Here is a 17,857-nt window from a genome sequence, read left to right as displayed (position 1 = left end):
GCCATGGCCCACTCTTACGTGCAGGTGACGACCACGACCGACTCCCGCGCCGAGGCGGCCGAGCTGGCCAAGGCCGCGGTCGCCGAGCGGCTCGCGGCGTGCGCCCAGCTGGTCGGCCCGATCGCCAGCACCTACTGGTGGGAGGACGAGATGGAGTCGGCGGAGGAGTGGATGGTGCTCTTCAAGACCTCCGCCGACCGCTTCGACGAGCTGGCCTCCCTGATCACCGAGGGACACTCCTACGACACCCCGGAGATCATCGCGACGCCGGTGGTCGCCGGCAGCATGGACTACCTCGCCTGGGTCGCCGAGCAGACCGAGCCGGACGAACGCGACGAGGCCATCGCCGACGACGACCAGGACTGAACAAGAGCACGTCCGACGACGAGCGGAACCGGCGATGAGCAGGGCCGATCGTGTGACGAGCGTCAAGTCGGGGTAAGTTTTCAGTTACCCCGGCCGGGGCGGTGTACCGGCCGCGGCGACGGAAGGCGGTACGACGTGCACGACGACCTGGGCGGGGAAAGCGCGGACCACGGGATCTTCGGGCCCGGCTCCGTGACCTGGCGCGTCATGGGCGAACCCGTGCTGATCATCGGCGGGATCAGGGCGCTGCTGCTGCAGGGCCTGCATCCCAGGTCGATGTGGGGCACCGCGCAGAACTCCGAGCTCATGGACCCGTCCGCGGCCTGGGCGCGGCTCAGCCGGACGGTCGAGTTCGTCCGCGTCCGCACCTACGGGACGGAGGCGGAGGTCGAGCGGGTGGGCCGCCGCGTCCGCAAGCTGCACTCCAAGCTGACCGGTCTCGACATGCGCACCGGTGAGACGTTCGCGGTCGACGACCCGGAGAACCTGCTCTGGGTCCACCTCGGCGAGGTCGACTCGTACCTGGACGTGGCGCGCCGCGCCGGTGTGCCGCTGACCGACGCCGACGCCGACGCCTTCGTGGACGAGCAGCGCCGCTCGGCCGCCGTCGTCGGGCTCGACCCCGCGGACGTGCCCGGCACGGTCGCGGAGATGAAGGAGTACTACGAGGAGATGCGGCGTCGCATCTGGGCGTGCCGGGAGGCCCGCGACGGAATGCGCCGCATGTTCAACCCGGCGGTCCCGCGCAGGATGCTGCCGCTGAAGCTCGCCGCCCCCGGCATCGGGACGCTGGTCGTGTCCACGCTGCCGCGCTGGGCCCGCCGCATGTACGGGCTGCCGGGGCTGCCCACGTCCGACCTGGCCGCCACGCTGACGCTCAAGGGCCTGTACCGCACCTCGCAGGTCGTCCCCGAGCGGTACCGCTACTCCCCGGACGCCCGGCGGGCCAGGAGCCTCACGCGCCAGCACGAGGCGGACCTGGCCACCTGGTCGATCGCGTCCTGACCGTCCGGGGCCTCACGGGTCACCCCGTCGGCGGCGCGTCCGGCGCGTCGTCGGCGCGCGCGCCGTGCCGGGGGAGCAGCAGCGCCGGGATGATCAGCACGGCGGTGAGGGCGAGCGCGACCCAGAACGTGGACCCGAACGCTTCCGCCAGCTGCGGCGCGACCTGTTCGCGGGCCCGTTCCGGGATCTGGCCCATGCCGCCGGTGCCGCCCGCGGCCGCCTGCGGGATCCGGTCGCCGATCTCGCGGGACAGGACGACGGCCAGCAGCGCCGTCCCGACCGACCCGCCGAGCTGGACGATGATGTTCAGGGTGCTGCTGGCCCGCGACACCACCGCGCGCCGCAGCGTCGTCAGCGCGGCCGACATCGTCGGCATCATCGTGCAGCCGAACCCGAGGCCCCGCACCCAGAGCGCGACGCCGAGCACCCAGTAGGACGTGTCCGCGTCCACGACGGCGAACGGGACGGTGCCGAGCACCAGCAGCGTGATGCCGACCGGGACGATCCGCCCGGCGCCGAACTTGTCGGTGATCACACCGGCGAGCGGCATCGCCATCGCGGCCCCGAGGCCCTGCGGCGCCAGCAGCAGGCCCGCCGCGAAGGCGCCCTCGCCGCGCCCGATCTGGTAGTAGAGCGGGATCAGCAGCATGGAGCCCATCAGCGCGATGCCGATGAAGAACACCGCCGCGGCCGCCGTCGCGAACGTCCTGTCGGTGAACAGCCGCACGTCGATCAGGGAGCGTTCCCGCAGCCGCAGGCTGTGCAGCGCGAACAGGCCCACCATGACCGCGCCGCCGGCCAGCCAGGCGATCGTGGCCGGTTCCCCGAACCCGCCGCTGCTGGACGCCGTCGACAGGCCGTAGATCAGCAGCACGAATCCGGGCGGCAGCAGGAGCAGGCCGCGCCAGTCGAGCGCCGAGGCGGTGTGCTCCCCGCGGCCGCGCGGCACTTTCCACCAGGCCAGCGCGAGGGCGAGCGCGCCGACCGGGAGGTTGACGAAGAAGATCCAGCGCCAGTCGACGTCCTCGATCAGCCAGCCGCCGAGCACCGGGCCGAGGACGGGTCCGAGCAGCATCGGGACGCCGATGATGCTCATGATCCGGCCCAGCCGGTGCGGCCCGGCCGCCATCGTCAGGATGGCCATGCCGGTCGGCATCAGCATGCCGCCGCCGAGGCCCTGCAGCACCCGGAAGACGATCAGGGACTCGATGTTCCAGGCGGCGCCGGACAGGCCCGAGCCGATGACGAACAGCACGATCGACGTCATCCACACGCGCCGCCCGCCGAACCGGTCGATGGCCCAGCCGGTGAGGGGGATGACGGTGGCCATGGCGAGCATGTAGCCGGTGATGACCCACTGGATCGTGGACAGGCCGGTGGAGAAGTCGCGCCCGAGCGTCTCCAGCGCCACGTTGATGATCGTGGTGTCCAGGATGGCCATCACGTTGCCCGACACGATCACCAGGCCGAGCAGGATGACCTGCCGGTCGAGCCGGCCGTCGCGGGAGGCGTCGCCGGGCGGCGCCACCTTGGTGGACGGGCCTTCGGTCATGGTCGCCCCCTTGCCCCGAGGTTCCGGTTGCCCCGTGTCCCCGCTCGTGGAGATCTGAAACGCCTTGAAGTTCAAGGTATTTGCAGTGCACCACGAAATATGTTGAACTTCAAGGTATGTCAGAGGACTCGCGCCCCGCCGACGCGTCGATCGACGCCGACCTGGAGACGATGCTCCAGCTCATGGGGCGGTTGTTCCGCGGCATGAAGGGACAGGGCGCCCACGGGGACGCCGGGGAACTCATCGGCAGGGTGAAGGCGGCCGGGCTCGGCCCCCGGCACGTGCCCGCGCTGATGGCGCTCGTCCTGAACGGACCGGCGCCCGTCGGGGTCCTCGCCCGGCAGATGGCGCTCAACCCCGCCACGGTCAGCCAACTGGTCGGCGAACTGCAGCGCGGCGGGTTCGTCGAGCGGCGCCCGGACGAGCGCGACCGCCGGCGCATGATCGTCAGCCTGGCCGAGGCGCACCGCGAGATGATCGAGCGGTTCGCCTGGCGGCGGCTCCGCCCCCTCCGAATGACCCTGGAGGCGCTCGGGCCCGACGAGCGGGCGCACTTCCTGCACGGCTGGCGGACCCTGGTCGACTGCATCGAGGCCACCGGCCCGCACGGCCCGGACGACGCGTTCGGCGGTCACGGCCCGCACATCCCGCACGACCCGCATGGCCCGGGGGACACGCGGACCGGCGCGTGAGCCCTCAGCCGCGGCGCATCAGCCGGCCCACGGCCGCCATCAGCTCGGTGGACATCGCCTCCCCCTTGCCCTCGTCGGCGCCCTCGGCCACGCAGTGCCGCACATGCCCGTCCAGCAGGCCGAGCGCCACCTTGTCCAGCGCGGCCTGGACGGCGCTGATCTGCGTGAGGATGTCGATGCAGTAGCGGTCCTCCTCGACCATCCGGTCGATGCCGCGCACCTGCCCCTCGATCCGGGCGAGCCGGGTCTGCAGCTGGTCCTTGGTGGCGGTGTACCCGCGGGTGGGGGTTTCGCTGGTCGCCATCTCCGTCCTCACAATCCTTCCGAGGGCGCACGCCCGGGTACCCCTGGGGGACATCCCCCTATGGGTACCCTATGCGCTCGCGCGCTCAGTCCAAGATCGAAGCGAGCGGCACGTGCGGGAGGCCGTGGGCGGCGGCGACGTGGTCGTAGACGAGGTCGCCCGCGTGGGTGTTGAGGCCGCGGGCGAGGGCGCCGTTGCTCTCCAAGGCCCGGCGCCAGCCCTTGTCGGCGATCTGGACGGCGTAGGGCAGCGTGACGCCGGTGAGGGCGTAGGTGGAGGTGTTGGGGACGGAACCGGGCATGTTCGCCACGCAGTAGAACGTCGAGTCGTGCACCCGGTAAGTGGGGTCGGCGTGCGTGGTGGGGCGGGAGTCCTCGAAGCAGCCGCCCTGGTCGATCGCGATGTCCACGAGGACCGAACCGGCCTTCATGCCCGCGACCAGCTCGCTGGAGATGAGCTTGGGCGCCTTGGCGCCGGGGATCAGCACCGCGCCGATGACCAGGTCGGCGGCGCGGGCCTCCTGCTCGACGGTGTAGGCGCTGGACACGAGGGTGCGGAGGCGGCCCTGGTAGATGGCGTCGATGTGGCGGAGGCGCTCGACGTCCACGTCCAGGACCGTCACGTCCGCGCCCATGCCGACGGCGATCTGCGCCGCGTTCAGGCCGGACACGCCGCCGCCGATGACGACGACCCTGGCCGGGGCGACGCCGGGGACACCGCCCGGCAGGACGCCGCGGCCGCCGTTGGAGGTCATCAGGTTGTACGCGCCGACCTGCGGGGCGAGCCGCCCGGCGACCTCGGACATGGGGGCCAGCAGCGGCAGGGAGCGGTCGGGCAGCTGGACGGTCTCGTACGCGATCGCGGTGACGCCGGCGGACAGGAGCGCCGCGGTGCACTCGCGGGACGCGGCCAGGTGCAGGTAGGTGAACAGGACCTGGCCGGCGCGCATCCGGTGGTACTCGGGCGCGACCGGCTCCTTGACCTTGAGGATCAGCTCCCCCTCGGCCCAGGCCTCGTCCGGACCGTCCACGATCTTCGCGCCGGCGGCGGCGTAGTCGTCGTCGGGGATCGCCGAGCCGAGGCCGGCACCCCGCTCGATGAACACCTCGTGGCCGTGGCGGGTGAACTCGTGCACTCCCGCCGGGGCGATGGCCACCCGGTACTCATGGTTCTTGACCTCGCGCGGGACGCCGATCTTCACGGGAGCTCCTCCGTCAACGCCGACGGGCTTATGCCTACAGCGTGCGGGTCGCGGCGCCCTTCCGGCCACGCTCATGATGTCAAGGCATCGGCCTTTTCGGCGACACTGTGTAAGAGGTGCCCGGTCAGGGGGTGCCCGGTAAGGGGTGCCCGGCTGCGGAGCGCGCTACGGCTTGCGGGCGATGCCCCCGTACATGAGGCGCTGCCCGACGGTCAGCTCGTCCGCGACGTCCCCGTCTGGCCGCCAGAGCGGCAGCGGGACGAGGCCGGGTTCGAGGAGTTCCAGGCCGTCGAAGTAGCGGGTGATCTCCTCGGGCGTGCGGAACCGTCCCGTGCCGAGCAGCCCCTGGTACTGCGCCTCGGCGTCCACCGCCTCCTGGCTGGACGCGCAGAAGGCCGTGACGAACAGGTGGCTGCCGGACGGCACCGCGTCCATCAGCGTCTCCACGATCCGCTGCGGGCCCTCGTCGTCGTGCAGGTGGTGCAGGATGCCGACCAGCATCACCGCGACGGGCTCATCGAAGTCGATCAGCTTGCGCACGTCCTCGTGCGCGAGGATCTCCTCCGGCTGCCGGATGTCGGCGGTGACGACCGTGGTGCTCGCGTTCTCGGCGAGCAGCGCCCGCCCGTGCGCGAGGACGATCGGGTCGTTGTCGACGTACACCACCCGCGCGCCGGGCGCGGTGGCCTGCGCGACCTGGTGGGTGTTCTGCACGGTCGGCAGACCGGAGCCGAGGTCGAGGAACTGGCGCAGGCCCGCCTCGCCGGCCAGGTACCGCACCCCGCGGCCGAGGATGTCGCGGTTGTAGGTGGCGACGTCGTAGATCTCCGGGATGATCTTGACGATCTCGGCCACGAAGGCGCGGTCGACCTCGAAGTTGTCCTTGCCCCTGAGCACCACGTCGTAGGTCCGGGCGATGCTCGGCTTGCTGGTGTCGATTCCCAGTGAAGCCCAGTCGTACTGCTCTTCGGCCATGCCGTGTCCGCCTCACGCCGCTGTTGAGTTCTCAGGTTCCGCCGCCTCCGAGAGATGGTAAACGGCTGACCGCTCCGCCGTCACGATAGTGGCGAATGTTCGTTGGAGCGATCCGAACTAGCGGCCCGCCGGGGGGAGCCACTCGTCGGCGATCGCGACCGTCAGCTGCTCCAGCAGCGGACCGGCCCGGCGGACGCGGCGCTCGGCGTCGGGCTCGATGTCGGCCAGCGCGTACGCCGCCTGGATGCGTGCCTTCCGGAGCTGCTCGCCGGTGAGGCCGCGCCGCCCGGCGACCGCGACGACGGGAGCGCCCGCGCGGGCCGCGGCGCGGGCCACGCCGATCGGCGCGGTGCCGCGCAGCGAGCGGGTGTCGAGCGAGCCCTCGCCGGTGACGACCAGGTGCGCGCCCCGCGCCTTCTCGGCGAAGCCCAGCAGGTCGAGCATCAGCGAGGCGCCGGGCTCGATCGTCGCGCCGAGGAAGGCGAGCGCGGCGAACCCGACGCCGCCCGCCGTCCCGGCGCCGGGCAGGTCGCGGGCCGCCGTGCGGGACGCCGCCTCCGCCAGGTCGGCCCAGCGGCGCAGGCCCGCGTCCAGCAGCCGGACCTCGTCGCGGCTCGCGCCGCGCCGCGGCCCGTCCACGGCGGCGGCGCCGGTGCGGCCGAGCAGCGGCCCCGCGGAGTCGCCCGCGGCCACCACCTCGATGCCCGACATGTCCGGCAGCCCGCGCAGGTCGAGGGCGTGCAGGGAACGCAGCGCCGCCCCGCCGGGCGGCAGGTCCTTGCCGAGCGCGTCGAGCAGCCGCCCGCCGAGCCCCTGCACCAGGCCCGCGCCGCCGTCGGTGCAGGCGCCGCCGCCGAGGCCGAGGACGATCCGGCGGGCACCGAGCCGCACCGCGTGCGCGATCAGCTGCCCCGTCCCGAGGCTGGAGGCGACGAGCGGGCGGGGCTTGCCGCCGGGCAGCCGGCGCAGGCCGGACGCCTCGGCGAGCTCCACCACCGCGCTGCGGCCGTTCACCGCCAGCCGCGCGGTGACGGGACGGCCCGTCGGCCCGCACACCTCGACCTCGACCCGGCGCCATCCGGCCGCCACCGCGGCGTCGACGGTGCCCTCCCCGCCGTCGGCCACCGGCAGCTCCACCAGCCGGACGCCGGGACGGGCGCGGCGCAGCCCGGCCGCGAGGTGCCGTGCCGCCTGCGCCGCGGTCAGCGCTCCCGGGAACCTGTCAGGCGCCAGCAGGACATGACCTCGCGGAGACGGGTGGGAGGGAGAGTCCGCGGACACCACAGCCACGCCTTTCACGCCGGAGGGTAAGGCCCTACCTTCTGCTTACGCCATGGCGGCACTTTTTAACACCCGCACGCGTGTCCGAAACTTTCAAATGCGGCGACATCCGGGCGCGCCGGCGGCGCGCGGTGGCGGTCAGCGCACGCCCAGCCACTGCTCGATGGGGTTGATCAGGAAGAAGATCAGGAACAGCGCCACCACGGGCCACAGCCAGATCGACACCTCGCGCCACTTGCCCCGGGCCAGCTTGATCAGCGCGTAGCTCACCATCCCGGCGCCGATCCCGATCGTGATCGAGAAGGTGAACGGCATCAGTACGATGGTCAGGAACGCCGGGATGGTGATGTCCAGGTCGCTCCAGTTCACCTTGGCGACCTGCGTCATCATCAGCGCGCCGACGACGACCAGCGCGGGCGCGGCGGCCTGCGCGGGCACCGTCGCGGCGAGCGGGGTGAGGAACAGCGTGACGGCGAACAGCGCGCCGGTGGCGATGTTGGCCAGCCCCGTCCGGGCGCCCTCGCCGACGCCGGCCGCCGACTCCACGAACACCGTGTTGGCGGACGAGCTGGTCACGCCGCCGAACGCGGCCGACAGCCCGTCCACCGACAGGATCCGGCCGAGCCCCGGCACCTGGCCCTTCTCGTTCAGCAGGCCCGCCTCGTCGCTGACCCCGAGGATCGTGCCCATCGCGTCGAAGAACCCCGACAGCACCAGCGTGAACAGCACGACCAGCGCGGTGATGACTCCCGCCTCGGCGAAGCCGCCGACCAGGTCGAACTCCCCGAACAACCCGAAATCGGGCACTCCGAACAGGCTTTCGGGCATGTTCGGGGTGACCACGCCCCAGCCGCCCTCCGCCACGGCGCCGGCCTCCTGGATGATCACGGCACCGATCGTCCCGGCGATGATGCTGATCAGGATCGCGCCGGGCAGCCGCCGCACGTACAGCACGATCATCAGCAGGAGGGTGAGCCCGAACACCACCGTCGGCCAGGTCTCCAGCCGGCCGCCGGTGCCGAGCGACAGCGGCGGGCTCGTGGCGCTGGAGGTGACGAAGCCGGCGTCGTACAGGCCGACCAGCGTGATGAAAAGGCCGATGCCGACCGCGATCGCGTGCTTGAGCGCCAGCGGGATCGAGTTCATGATCCGCTCGCGGATCCCGGTGAGCGCCAGCACCACGATGACCGCGCCCTCGATCACCACGAGGCCCATCGCCTGCGGCCAGGTCATCACCGGGGCCGCCTGGAACGCCACGACCGCGTTGATGCCGAGGCCCGCGGCGAGCGCGAGCGGCACGTTCCCGACCAGGCCCATGATCACCGTGGCGATCGCCGCCGACAGCGCCGTCATCGTCGTCAGCTGCGGGATCGACAGCGTCGCCCCGGTGACGTCCTCCGCGCCGCCGAGGATGATCGGGTTCAGCAGGATGATGTAGGCCATCGCGAAGAACGTGGTGACGCCGCCGCGCAGTTCGCGGGACACGGTCGTCCCGCGCCCGGTGAGGTCGAACAGCCGCTCCAGCGGCCCGCGCCCGCCCGCCGGCGGCGAATCGTCGGTCCTGGCGGCGTTGGTCTCGGACATGACGGGCGCTCCGCTTTCAGCAGCATGGTCTCGGAAACGGCGTGGACAGGTTAACGGTCCGGGTCCCGGGCGTCCCGCACCGGCACCGTCGGGCGGCGGGTATCGGCACGTGATTCCCGGCTTCCGCAGCGTGACGGCGGTGAGGGGTCCGCTATAGCCTGCCCTGGTGCGAATGCGAGACTCGGCCGAGACGGACGGCCTCGACTCCTATGCGCGGCTGCTGGCATCGGTCCCGGAGGGGACGCGCTCGTCGTTCCGCGCCCGGATGCTCGGGCCGCTGGAGGAGTACGACAGCAGCAGGCAGGCCGAGCTCCTGCACACGCTGGAGGTCTTCCTCGCCTGCTCGGGGTCCTGGAGCCGCAGCGCGACACGGCTGCACGTCCATGTGAACACACTTCGGTACCGAATCCGCCGAATAGAGGACCTGACCGGCCGGGACCTCGGCACACTTGAGGACCGGGTCGACTTCTTCCTCGCCCTGCGCGCGACGCAGCCGGCGAGCACCCTTTAGCGGGAAACACCCTTAGCGGGCACGAACTTGTAGGCGGTGGTCACACGATGGATCGGGAGACACTGGGGCAGCGCATCCGCGCCCTGCGGATCCGGCAGGGCGTGAGCCAGGCGCAGCTCGCCTTCCCCGAGCTGTCCGACAGCTACATCTCGCTGATCGAGAGCGACAAGCGCGTGCCCGCCCCGAGCGTGGTCGAGCTGCTCGCGGCGAAGCTGAACTGCTCGGCGACCTACCTCGTCAGCGGCGTCAGCGAGGACGTCGTGGACGAGCTGCGCGTCACGCTCGACTACGCCGAGATCGCGCTGAGCAACGGCGCGGCGGCCGAGGCGCGGGCCCGGTTCGCCGAGGTGCTCGCCAGCGCCGACGCGGTCGCGCTGCCGGAGATGCTGCACCAGGCGCGCTGGGGCCACGCCCTCGCGCTGGAGGCCGCGGGCGAACTGGAGGAGGCGATCGCCGGGCTGTCGGAGCTGACCGGGCAGGCGTCCGCCGAGACCGACCTCGACCACTGGGCGAGGGTCCACGTCGCGCTGAGCCGCTGCCTGCGCGAGCGCGGCGACATCAGCGCCGGCGTGCACGCCGCCGAGAACGCGCTGCGGCACCTCATCGCGACCGGCGCCGACTCCACCGACGCCGCCGTGCACCTCGGCGCGGCGCTGCTCGCCGCGTTCATCGAGCGCGGCGACCTCGTCCGGGCCCGCCAGCTCGCCGCCCAGCTCGTCGAGCGGGCCGAGCGGATCGGCAGCTCCCGCGCCCGGATGGTCGCCTACTGGGAGGCCGCCTACGTCGCCGAGATCCGCGGCGAGTACGAGGACGGCGTCGCCCTCGCCGAGCGGGCGCTGATGCTGGCCGTCGACGGCGAGGACCCCCGCAACCTCAACCGGCTCCGCGTCAGCTACGCCGGGCTGCTGCTGCGCGCCCGGCCCGACCAGGCCGCCCGCGCCCGCGAGCTGCTCACCCGGGTCCGCGGCGAGATCAACGCCAGCTCCTCCGGGGAGATCGACGTCGCCTGGTGCCTGACCGAGCTGGCCCGCGCCGAGACCGTGCTCGGCCGTCCCGCCGAGGCGGTGCGGCTCGCCGAGGAGGCCCTCGACCTGCTGGGGGACGCGCCGCGCCGCGCCACCGCCGGTGCGCTGACCGTGCTCGGCGAGGCGTCGGTGAGGCTCGGCCGCCGCGACCGCGCCGTCGAGGTGCTGACCCGGGCCGCCACCTGCCTGGAGGAGATGGAGTCCTCCCGGGAGGCCGCGCAGGCCTGGTTCGACCTCGCCGAGGTGCTGGCCGAGACGGGCACCGCCGAGGAGCCCCGGATGGCCGCCTACCGCCGCGCCCTCACCTGCGTCGGGGTGTAGGCGAACCATCCCGGGCGCTCTCGCGTCATGAATGGTGCTGCGGTCGCCTGAGATGGGGGAGTTTCGGTGTTCGGTGTCGTGAGGCCGTGCCGGCATGTCCTGTGCGGGAACCTGTTCGGCGACTGGCTGGCGCACCTGTGCGGCCTGTGCCTGACGCTGCGGGCCGAGCACGGCCAGGCGGCGCGGCTGGTCACCAACTATGACGGGCTCCTGGTGTCGGTGCTGGCGGAGGCCCAGGCGCCGGCGCTGTCCCCGCGCCGCAAGGCCGGCCCGTGCGCGCTGCGCGGCATGATGACCGCCGAGGTCGTGACGGCGAAGGCGCAGGGGGCGAGGCTCGCCGCCGCCGCGTCGCTGCTCCTCGCGGCGGGCAAGGCCCGCGACCACGTGGCGGACGGCGACGGGCCGTACTCCCGGCGCCTCGTCGCCGCCGCGGCGGGACGGATGGCCGGCCGCTGGGACGCCGCCGGCGAGCGCACCGGGGCCGCGGTCGGCTTCGACCCGTCCGTCCTGCGCGAGGCCGTCGCCCGCCAGCCCGCCCTGGAGGCGGCCACGGGCCTCGGCCTCCTCGACCTGACCGAGCCCACCGAGACCGCCGTCGCCGCCGTGTTCGCGCACACGGCCGTTCTCGCCGCCAAGGAGGGCAACGCGGAGACCCTCGCGGAGGCGGGCCGCTACTTCGGGCGCCTCGCACACCTCATCGACGCCGTCGAGGACCTCGCCGACGACACCGCGTCGGGCGCGTACAATCCGCTCCTCGCCACCGGCACCACCCCCGGCGAGGCCCGCCGGTACGCCGACGACGCGCTGCAGGGGCTCCGGCTCGCTCTCGCCGACCTGGAGCTGGAGAGGCCGCAGCTCGTCCGGGCGCTGCTGGACCGCGAGGTGCGCCGCTCGGTCGACCGCGTCTTCGCCGCCCCTCCGAAGGGATCGAAGCACGGGCCGCGGCGTCCGCGTCCCGGGTGGCCGGTCCCGTGCCTCACCGGGTCGATCGTCTGCGTGACCTGCGGGGTGTTCCAGCCCGAGTGGAGCGATCACCACGGCGAGTCGTGCGGGGACCGCTGCTGGTGCTCCCGGCACGGCGACTGCGGCGACGGAGGCTGCTGCGGTGACTGTGACTGCTGTTGCCACTGCGGCGACTGTGGCTGCTGCTGCTGTGACTGCAGCTGAAACGCGCGTGTCCGTGATGGCCCGCGAAACCCGGGGTGTGCCACCATCCCGGCCTCAGTAGGGTGGGGGACGCTCCTTCGATCCACTAGAGAACCCGGCCACCCATGAAACTCCGCACGCTTCGCCGGCCCCTGCGCGGTCTCGGGCTCGTCGCCGTCCTCGCCGCGATGCTCGCCGTCGCCACGGCCCCGCCCGCGCTGGCCCATCCTCAGCTGGTCGGCAGCACTCCCGCGAAGGGCGCGTCGGCGGAATCGGTCACCGAGGTGAAGCTGGTCTTCAGCGACGAGGTCAGGGTCGCGAAGGTCATCGTCAGGGACGGCACCGGAAGGACGTTCCAGGCGGGCGCCGCCGAACGCTCGGGGACGACGGTCACGCAGAAGCTGTCGGGCGCGCTGCCCGCCGGGTCGTACACGGTGGCCTACCGGGTCGTCGGCGAGGACGGGCATCCCATCGAGAACGACGACGTGACGTTCACGGCGACCGGCGCCGCCGGGGCGCCGGCCGACGCCGCCGACGCCGGCGGGCAGCCGCCCAAGGCGGATCCAGAGCAGGCCGCGCCGCAGGAGGAGGAGTCCGGTTCCGGCGCGGCGCTGTGGATGCTGATCATCGCCGGGCTGGTGGTCGGCATCGGCATCGGCGTCGCGATCGTTTTCCGGGCCCAGCGCAAGTACCAGGCGGACACCGGACGTGAATAAGGAGAGCCTCGGCGTCTGGCGGGCCGCCGTCATCGCGGCCGCCGCGGCCGCCGCCGCCCTGGTGGCCGGGCTCGTGCTCGGCGGCTCGGTCACCGAGAAGGTGATCCCCGGCCTCGGGGACGCGGGCGCCCTCACCCGGTGGGGCCTGCCCGTCTCCCGGGCGGCGATGGACCTGCTGTCCGCGCTGACCGTCGGCGCCCTGCTGGCCGCCGCCGCGTTCCTGCCGGTCGAGGGCGGGCGCGGCCACGGCAGGCCCGCCAAGGACGCGGGAGCCCGGCTCTCCAAGGACGCGGTCGGCTACCTGCTCGCCGCGTCGTGGCTCGCCGCCGCCTGGGCCGCCGCCGCTGCGGCCACCCTCGTGTTCACCGTCGCGGACGTGCTCGGCCAGCCGGTGGAGCAGGTCCTCACCGGCAGCGAGCTGAGCAGCTATGTCGGCTCGCTGCCGCAGGGCACCGCCCTCATGATCGTGGTGCTGCTGGCCGTGGTCGTGGCGCTGCTGGCCCGCACCACCACCACGCCCGCGGCCGCGTTCGGGCTGCTCGCGATGGCCGGGATCGCGCTGCTGCCGGCGCCGCTCACCGGGCACTCGGCCTCGGCCGCCAACCACACCGTCGCGACGACCGGCGTGGCCCTGCACGTCGCCGCGGTCGCGCCCTGGGTCGGCGGCCTCGCCATCGTCGCCGTGCACGCCCTGCTGCGCCGCGACCGGCTGCCGCTCATGGCGGACCGGTTCAGCCGCATGGCGCTGTGGTGCTTCATCACCGTCGGCGTCAGCGGCCTGGTGAACGTGATCGCCCGCCTCCCCGATCCGGTGGAGCTGGTCGAGACCAACTACGGCAGGCTCGCCCTAGGCAAGATCGTCGCGTTCTGCGTGCTCGGCTGGTTCGGCTGGTGGCACCGGACCCGCACCCTGCCCGCCCTCGCCGACCGCAAGCCGTGGTCGTTCACCCGGTTCGCGTCCGTCGAGGCCGCCGTGATGGCCGCCACCATGGGCCTCGCCGTCGCGCTGGCCCGCACCGCGCCGCCCCCGCCGGCCGCGCCGGAGAGCGCGATCAAGTCGCTGCTCGGCTACGACATGCCCCCCGAGGTCACCCCCGCGCGGCTGGCGACGCTGTGGCAGTTCGACCTCTTCTTCGCCGTGCTGGTCATCGTGCTCGGCGGCCTCTACCTCGCCGCCGTCCACCGGCTGCGCGCGCGGGGGGACGCCTGGCCGGCGATGCGCACCGCGTCCTGGTTCTTCGGCCTGCTGAGCATCGTGGCCGTCACCCAGACCGGCGTCGCCAAGTACGCGCCGATCCTGTTCAGCGTGCACATGGCGCAGCACATGGTGCTGAACATGCTGACGCCGATCTTCCTGGTCGTCGGCGCGCCGGTGACGCTGGCGCTGCGCGCCCTCAAGCCCGCCCGGATCCGCGGCGACCGCGGCCCCCGCGAATGGCTGACGGCGATGATGCACAGCCGGTACCTCGCGGTCATCGCGCATCCCGCGGTCGCGACGGTCATCTTCGTGGCGAGCACGTTCACGCTGTACTTCACGCCGCTGTTCGAGGCCGCGATGCGCAACCACCTCGGTCACATCGCGATGATGGTGCACTTCCTCGCCGCCGGGTTCCTGTTCTTCTGGGTGCTGCTCGGCGTCGACCCCGCGCCGAAGAAGCTGCCCTACCCCGGGCGCCTGCTCCTGCTGTTCGTCACGATGCCGTTCCACGCGTTCTTCGGGATCGCCCTGATGAACATGAGCCAGGCGCTCGCCCGCGGCTGGTACGCCTCCGTCGACCCGCCGTGGGGCACCACGATCCTGCACGACCAGCACACCGGCGGCGCGATCGCGTGGGCCTTCGGTGAGATCCCGACGTTCATCGTCCTGATCGTCCTGGCGTTCCAGTGGTTCTTCGATGACCAGCGGCAGGCGCGCCGGCTGGACCGCAAGGCCGACCGGGCCGCGGGGCCCGGCGGCCGTCCCGAAGACGACGAGCTGGCCGCCTACAACGCCCGCCTGGCCAAACTCGCCGAGCGCGACAGGGCGGCGGCCGAAGAACAGGGCGAACCCAGGTGACCCCGGCTCCCTCTCGCGGGGGAGGGGACGGGCGGACCGGTCTGCCAGGATCGGAAGCGTGATGCGCGTGCTGCGTCCGTTGATCGACCGGACGACCTGGCGGCGCTGGTCCCACCTGGTGGTGGGCGGCGCGCTGCTGATGCCGTACTGGTTCCTCGGCATCACCCTCGTCCCGACGGTGATCGGCAACGTCGCGGTCATGTTCGTGGTGTCGCTGCTCGTCCTGCCGGCGGCGGCGACGTTCGTGACCGGGCTCGTGCCGACGGTGCGGCTGCTGGAGGGCGCCCTCGCCAAGGAACTGCTCAGGGGGCCGGCCGCCGTGCTCGTGCCCGGGGCGGCGCGGTCGTGGGAGAGCCGGATCCGGGCCGGTGCGTGGTTCAGCCTGCACCTGGCGGTGGGCGTGGTGATCAGCGGGCTGAGCCTGGCGGTGCCGCCGTTCGCGTTCGTGATGATCGCCGCGCCGGTGGTGAGCTGGGACGCCCAGTTCCTGGAGTCGGTGGGGTTGCACGACACCTGGCACCAGTGGCCCGCGCCGCCGATCGGGCTGGCGGCGCTGGCGGCGCTGCTCGCGTTGATCGTGGGCGCGGGCACGCTGCTGTCCCGGCTGGCGCCGTGGCTGCTCGGGCCGTCCGCCGCCGAGCGGCTCGCCGACATGGAGGCCAGGGCCGTCAAGCTGGCCGAACGCAACCGGCTGGCCAGGGAACTGCACGACTCGGTGGGGCACGCGCTGAGCGTGGTGACGCTGCAGGCCGGGGCGGCGGGACGGGTGCTCGACAGCGACCCGGCGTTCGCCCGGGAGGCGCTCGGCGCGATCGAGGACTCGGCCCGCGCGGCGCTGGAGGACCTCGACCATGTTCTGGGGCTGCTGCGTGAGGACCAGTCCCGTCCCGCGCCGCAGGCCACACTGAAGGATCTCGGGCGGCTGCTGGAGCAGACGAGGATCGCCGGGGTGAGGCTCGACGCGGAGGTCGGCCCCGAGGTGGAGCGGATCCCGGCCGCGGTGTCGCGCGAGACGTACCGGATCGTCCAGGAGGGGCTGACGAACGCGCTGCGGCACGCCGGGAAGGTACCGGTGCGGCTCCGGCTCGGGGTCGAGGGGGAGAGGCTGGAGATGGAGATGAGCAACCCGCTCGGCGCGCCGCGCGGCGACGGCGCCGACCACGGCGGCGGGCGCGGCCTCGGCGGCGTCCGCGAACGCGTCACCGTGCTGCGCGGGGAGATGACCGCCGGGCCGGACGGGGACCTCTGGCGCTTCCACGTCTCACTGCCGCTAAGGTCCGGAACATGACGATCAAGGTTCTGCTGGTCGACGACGAGCGGCTGATCCGGGCGGGTCTCGCGGCCATCATCGACGCCGAGGACGACCTGACCGTGGTCGGCGAGGCCTCCGACGGGTCGGAGGTGCCGGGCGAGGTGAACCGGCTGCGTCCCGACGTGATCCTGATGGACGTGCGGATGCCCCGGCTCGACGGCATCCAGGCGACCCGCCACATCCTGGAGACCGTGCCGAAGCCGCCCCGGATCATCGTCGTCACCACGTTCGAGAACGACGAGTACGTCTACGACGCGCTGAAGGCGGGCGCGAGCGGCTTCCTGCTCAAGCGGACGCGGCCGGAGGAGATCCTGCAGGCGATCCGGATGGTCGCGCACGGCGACAGCCTGCTGTTCCCGGCGGCGATCCGGGAGCTGGCCGCGCTGCACGGCACGTCCGGCGGCGGCGCGGAGGGGGCGCGCTGGCATGACCAGCTCACCGAGCGGGAAGGGGACGTCCTGCGGCTGATGGCCAAGGGACGCTCGAACGCCGAGATCGCCGGGGAGCTGTTCGTGAGCCCGCAGACGGTGAAGACGCACGTGGGGAACATCCTGGCCAAGCTCCAGGCCCGCGACCGCACCCAGGCGGTGATCCTCGCATACGAGACGGCCTTCATCAGGCCGGGCTAGACCGGCCCTTACGCCTGATTTACCTGCAAGTAGCTACAAAAGAGTCAGAAGGTAAGAAGGCCGACGATCGGGGGATCATGGACGCCGCGACCCTGTCCGAACTGCGCAAGCCGAGGACCTACCCTGCGGTGTCGGTGCTGATGCCGACGCACCGGTCCCTGCCGGAGAACCGGCAGGACCGGATCCGGCTGCGCAACCTGCTGGCGGAGGTGCGGCGGCGGCTGCACGACGACGCCCGGGTGGCGCCCGACGCCGCCGACCACGTCGTCCGCGGCCTGGAACGCGCCGCGGCCGAGGTCGACCTGCGGCACGCCTCCGACGGGCTGGTGCTGTTCGCGGCGCCCGACGGGGAACACCACGCGTTCACGATCGGCCAGCCCGTGGACGAGCGGGTGGTCGTCGACACCGGCTTCGCCACCCGCGACCTCGTCGCCGACTTCACGCGCGCCCCCCGCTACTGGCTGCTGTCCCTGTCGGACCAGCGGACGCGGCTGTGGAGCGGCCACGACGGGGACCTGTCCGAGCACATCGGCGGCGGCTTCCCCGTCGTGCCGGAGCCGATCGACGAGGCGGGCTCCGGGAAGCAGTCGCGGCGCGCCGCGCAGGGCGGTGACGGGGCGCGGCACCGGCAGGCCGTCCGGGACGTGGCGAGCGCCGTCGACCGGATCCTCGCGCGGGACCGCCGTCCCCTGATCGTCGCCGGCGTCACCCGGCACCAGGCGCTGTTCGACGAGGTGGCGGGTCCCCACACGGTCGTGGCGGGACGCGTCGACGGCAGTTTCGAGGGCGCCGCGCCCAGCACGCTCGCCGAGGCGGCGCGTCCGGCGCTCGCCGCCTACGAGGATCTCCGCGAGGTGGGCGTGCTGTCCGAACTGGAGGCCGCGCGCAGCATCCAGCGGTACGCGGGCGGCCTCTGCGAGGTCACGCGGCTGGTCGAGGAGGGGCGCGGCGAGCACCTGGTCGTCGAGCGCGGCTACTACGCGCCCGCGGTGAAGTCCCGCGGCGAACTCGTCCCGGTGGACGGCATGCCCGGCGTCCTGAAGGGCGCGGACGTCGTCGACGACGTCGTCGACGACGTCATCGAGACGACGCTGGAGTACGGCGGCGAGGTCACGTTCGTCTCGGACGGCTTCCTGGTCGACCACGGCCGCATCGCCCTTGTGACCCGCTACTGAGCCTCC

General features: G+C 72.9%; 16 protein-coding genes and 1 pseudogene. 11 read left to right on the top strand and 6 right to left on the bottom strand.

What is annotated here, in order from left to right; genetic code table 11:
• Nucleotides 1-3: 3 nt before the first annotated feature.
• Together cutA and ACTWPP_RS18635 are read left to right on the top strand one after the other, a co-directional pair.
• Nucleotides 4-366 carry a divalent-cation tolerance protein CutA gene (gene cutA / locus ACTWPP_RS18640; RefSeq protein WP_443105536.1) on the top strand — a complete coding sequence of 121 codons (363 nt, stop codon included), beginning with the start codon at nucleotides 4-6 and terminating at the stop codon, nucleotides 364-366.
• A 135-nt stretch (nucleotides 367-501) separates the two neighbouring features.
• Complete coding sequence (locus ACTWPP_RS18635) at nucleotides 502-1,371, top strand: oxygenase MpaB family protein (protein WP_443105535.1); 870 nt, start codon at nucleotides 502-504, stop codon at nucleotides 1,369-1,371.
• 19 nt (nucleotides 1,372-1,390) lie between these two features.
• On the opposite strand, the gene ACTWPP_RS18630 is transcribed toward ACTWPP_RS18635, so the two are convergent.
• Nucleotides 1,391-2,923: a DHA2 family efflux MFS transporter permease subunit gene (locus ACTWPP_RS18630; RefSeq protein WP_443105534.1), complete on the bottom strand. Its 1,533-nt coding sequence runs from the start codon at nucleotides 2,921-2,923 to the stop codon at nucleotides 1,391-1,393.
• Nucleotides 2,924-3,039: 116 nt separating this feature from the next.
• Here ACTWPP_RS18630 and ACTWPP_RS18625 point away from each other — a divergent pair, with 116 nt between their 5' ends.
• On the top strand, nucleotides 3,040-3,615 hold the full coding sequence (locus ACTWPP_RS18625) for a MarR family winged helix-turn-helix transcriptional regulator (protein ID WP_443105533.1): 576 nt from the start codon (nucleotides 3,040-3,042) through the stop codon (nucleotides 3,613-3,615).
• A gap of 4 nt (nucleotides 3,616-3,619) precedes the next feature.
• Here ACTWPP_RS18625 and ACTWPP_RS18620 read toward each other — a convergent pair whose 3' ends face one another.
• From ACTWPP_RS18620 to ACTWPP_RS18600, 5 genes are all read right to left on the bottom strand, one after another.
• On the bottom strand, nucleotides 3,620-3,919 hold the full coding sequence (locus tag ACTWPP_RS18620) for a metal-sensitive transcriptional regulator (protein ID WP_443105532.1): 300 nt from the start codon (nucleotides 3,917-3,919) through the stop codon (nucleotides 3,620-3,622).
• An 85-nt stretch (nucleotides 3,920-4,004) separates the two neighbouring features.
• Entirely contained in the window at nucleotides 4,005-5,120 is a 1,116-nt protein-coding gene (ald, locus tag ACTWPP_RS18615) for an alanine dehydrogenase (protein WP_443105531.1), read from the bottom strand.
• 165 nt (nucleotides 5,121-5,285) lie between these two features.
• On the bottom strand, nucleotides 5,286-6,095 hold the full coding sequence (locus ACTWPP_RS18610) for an SAM-dependent methyltransferase (protein WP_443105530.1): 810 nt from the start codon (nucleotides 6,093-6,095) through the stop codon (nucleotides 5,286-5,288).
• A 117-nt stretch (nucleotides 6,096-6,212) separates the two neighbouring features.
• Nucleotides 6,213-7,379 carry a glycerate kinase gene (locus ACTWPP_RS18605; RefSeq protein WP_443105529.1) on the bottom strand — a complete coding sequence of 389 codons (1,167 nt, stop codon included), beginning with the start codon at nucleotides 7,377-7,379 and terminating at the stop codon, nucleotides 6,213-6,215.
• 135 nt (nucleotides 7,380-7,514) lie between these two features.
• The gene (locus ACTWPP_RS18600) at nucleotides 7,515-8,960 is read right to left on the bottom strand and encodes an NCS2 family permease (protein ID WP_443105528.1); all 1,446 of its coding nucleotides are present in this window, start codon (nucleotides 8,958-8,960) and stop codon (nucleotides 7,515-7,517) included.
• Nucleotides 8,961-9,159: 199 nt separating this feature from the next.
• Here ACTWPP_RS18600 and ACTWPP_RS18595 point away from each other — a divergent pair.
• The 8 genes and pseudogenes from ACTWPP_RS18595 to ACTWPP_RS18560 form a co-directional block, all read left to right on the top strand.
• Nucleotides 9,160-9,471: pseudogene (locus ACTWPP_RS18595) on the top strand (PucR family transcriptional regulator); the annotation flags it as partial.
• A gap of 47 nt (nucleotides 9,472-9,518) precedes the next feature.
• Complete coding sequence (locus ACTWPP_RS18590; protein WP_443105527.1) at nucleotides 9,519-10,817, top strand: helix-turn-helix domain-containing protein; 1,299 nt, start codon at nucleotides 9,519-9,521, stop codon at nucleotides 10,815-10,817.
• A 66-nt stretch (nucleotides 10,818-10,883) separates the two neighbouring features.
• Complete coding sequence (locus ACTWPP_RS18585; RefSeq protein WP_443105526.1) at nucleotides 10,884-11,984, top strand: DUF5685 family protein; 1,101 nt, start codon at nucleotides 10,884-10,886, stop codon at nucleotides 11,982-11,984.
• Between the two features lie 104 nt (nucleotides 11,985-12,088).
• Nucleotides 12,089-12,679, top strand: a complete 591-nt coding sequence (locus ACTWPP_RS18580) for a copper resistance CopC family protein (protein WP_443105525.1) — start codon at nucleotides 12,089-12,091, stop codon at nucleotides 12,677-12,679.
• The gene (locus ACTWPP_RS18575; RefSeq protein ID WP_443105524.1) at nucleotides 12,672-14,735 is read left to right on the top strand and encodes a cytochrome c oxidase assembly protein; all 2,064 of its coding nucleotides are present in this window, start codon (nucleotides 12,672-12,674) and stop codon (nucleotides 14,733-14,735) included. Before ACTWPP_RS18580 ends, ACTWPP_RS18575 begins: the two co-directional genes overlap by 8 nt.
• A 61-nt stretch (nucleotides 14,736-14,796) precedes the next feature.
• Nucleotides 14,797-16,023: a sensor histidine kinase gene (locus ACTWPP_RS18570; protein WP_443105586.1), complete on the top strand. Its 1,227-nt coding sequence runs from the start codon at nucleotides 14,797-14,799 to the stop codon at nucleotides 16,021-16,023.
• A complete protein-coding gene (locus ACTWPP_RS18565) occupies nucleotides 16,020-16,676 on the top strand; it encodes a response regulator (protein WP_443105523.1) in 657 nt (218 codons plus the stop codon). The genes ACTWPP_RS18570 and ACTWPP_RS18565 overlap by 4 nt, the downstream gene beginning before the upstream one ends.
• Nucleotides 16,677-16,753: 77 nt before the next feature.
• Nucleotides 16,754-17,851, top strand: coding sequence for a baeRF3 domain-containing protein (locus ACTWPP_RS18560; protein WP_443105522.1), 1,098 nt, complete (start codon nucleotides 16,754-16,756; stop codon nucleotides 17,849-17,851).
• Nucleotides 17,852-17,857 lie beyond the last annotated feature (6 nt).

Source organism: Actinomadura sp. 3N407 (genome assembly GCF_052245875.1).
In the GTDB taxonomy this organism is placed as follows: Bacteria; Actinomycetota; Actinomycetes; order Streptosporangiales; family Streptosporangiaceae; genus Spirillospora.
This window is presented reverse-complemented; position numbering and strand designations above follow the sequence as displayed.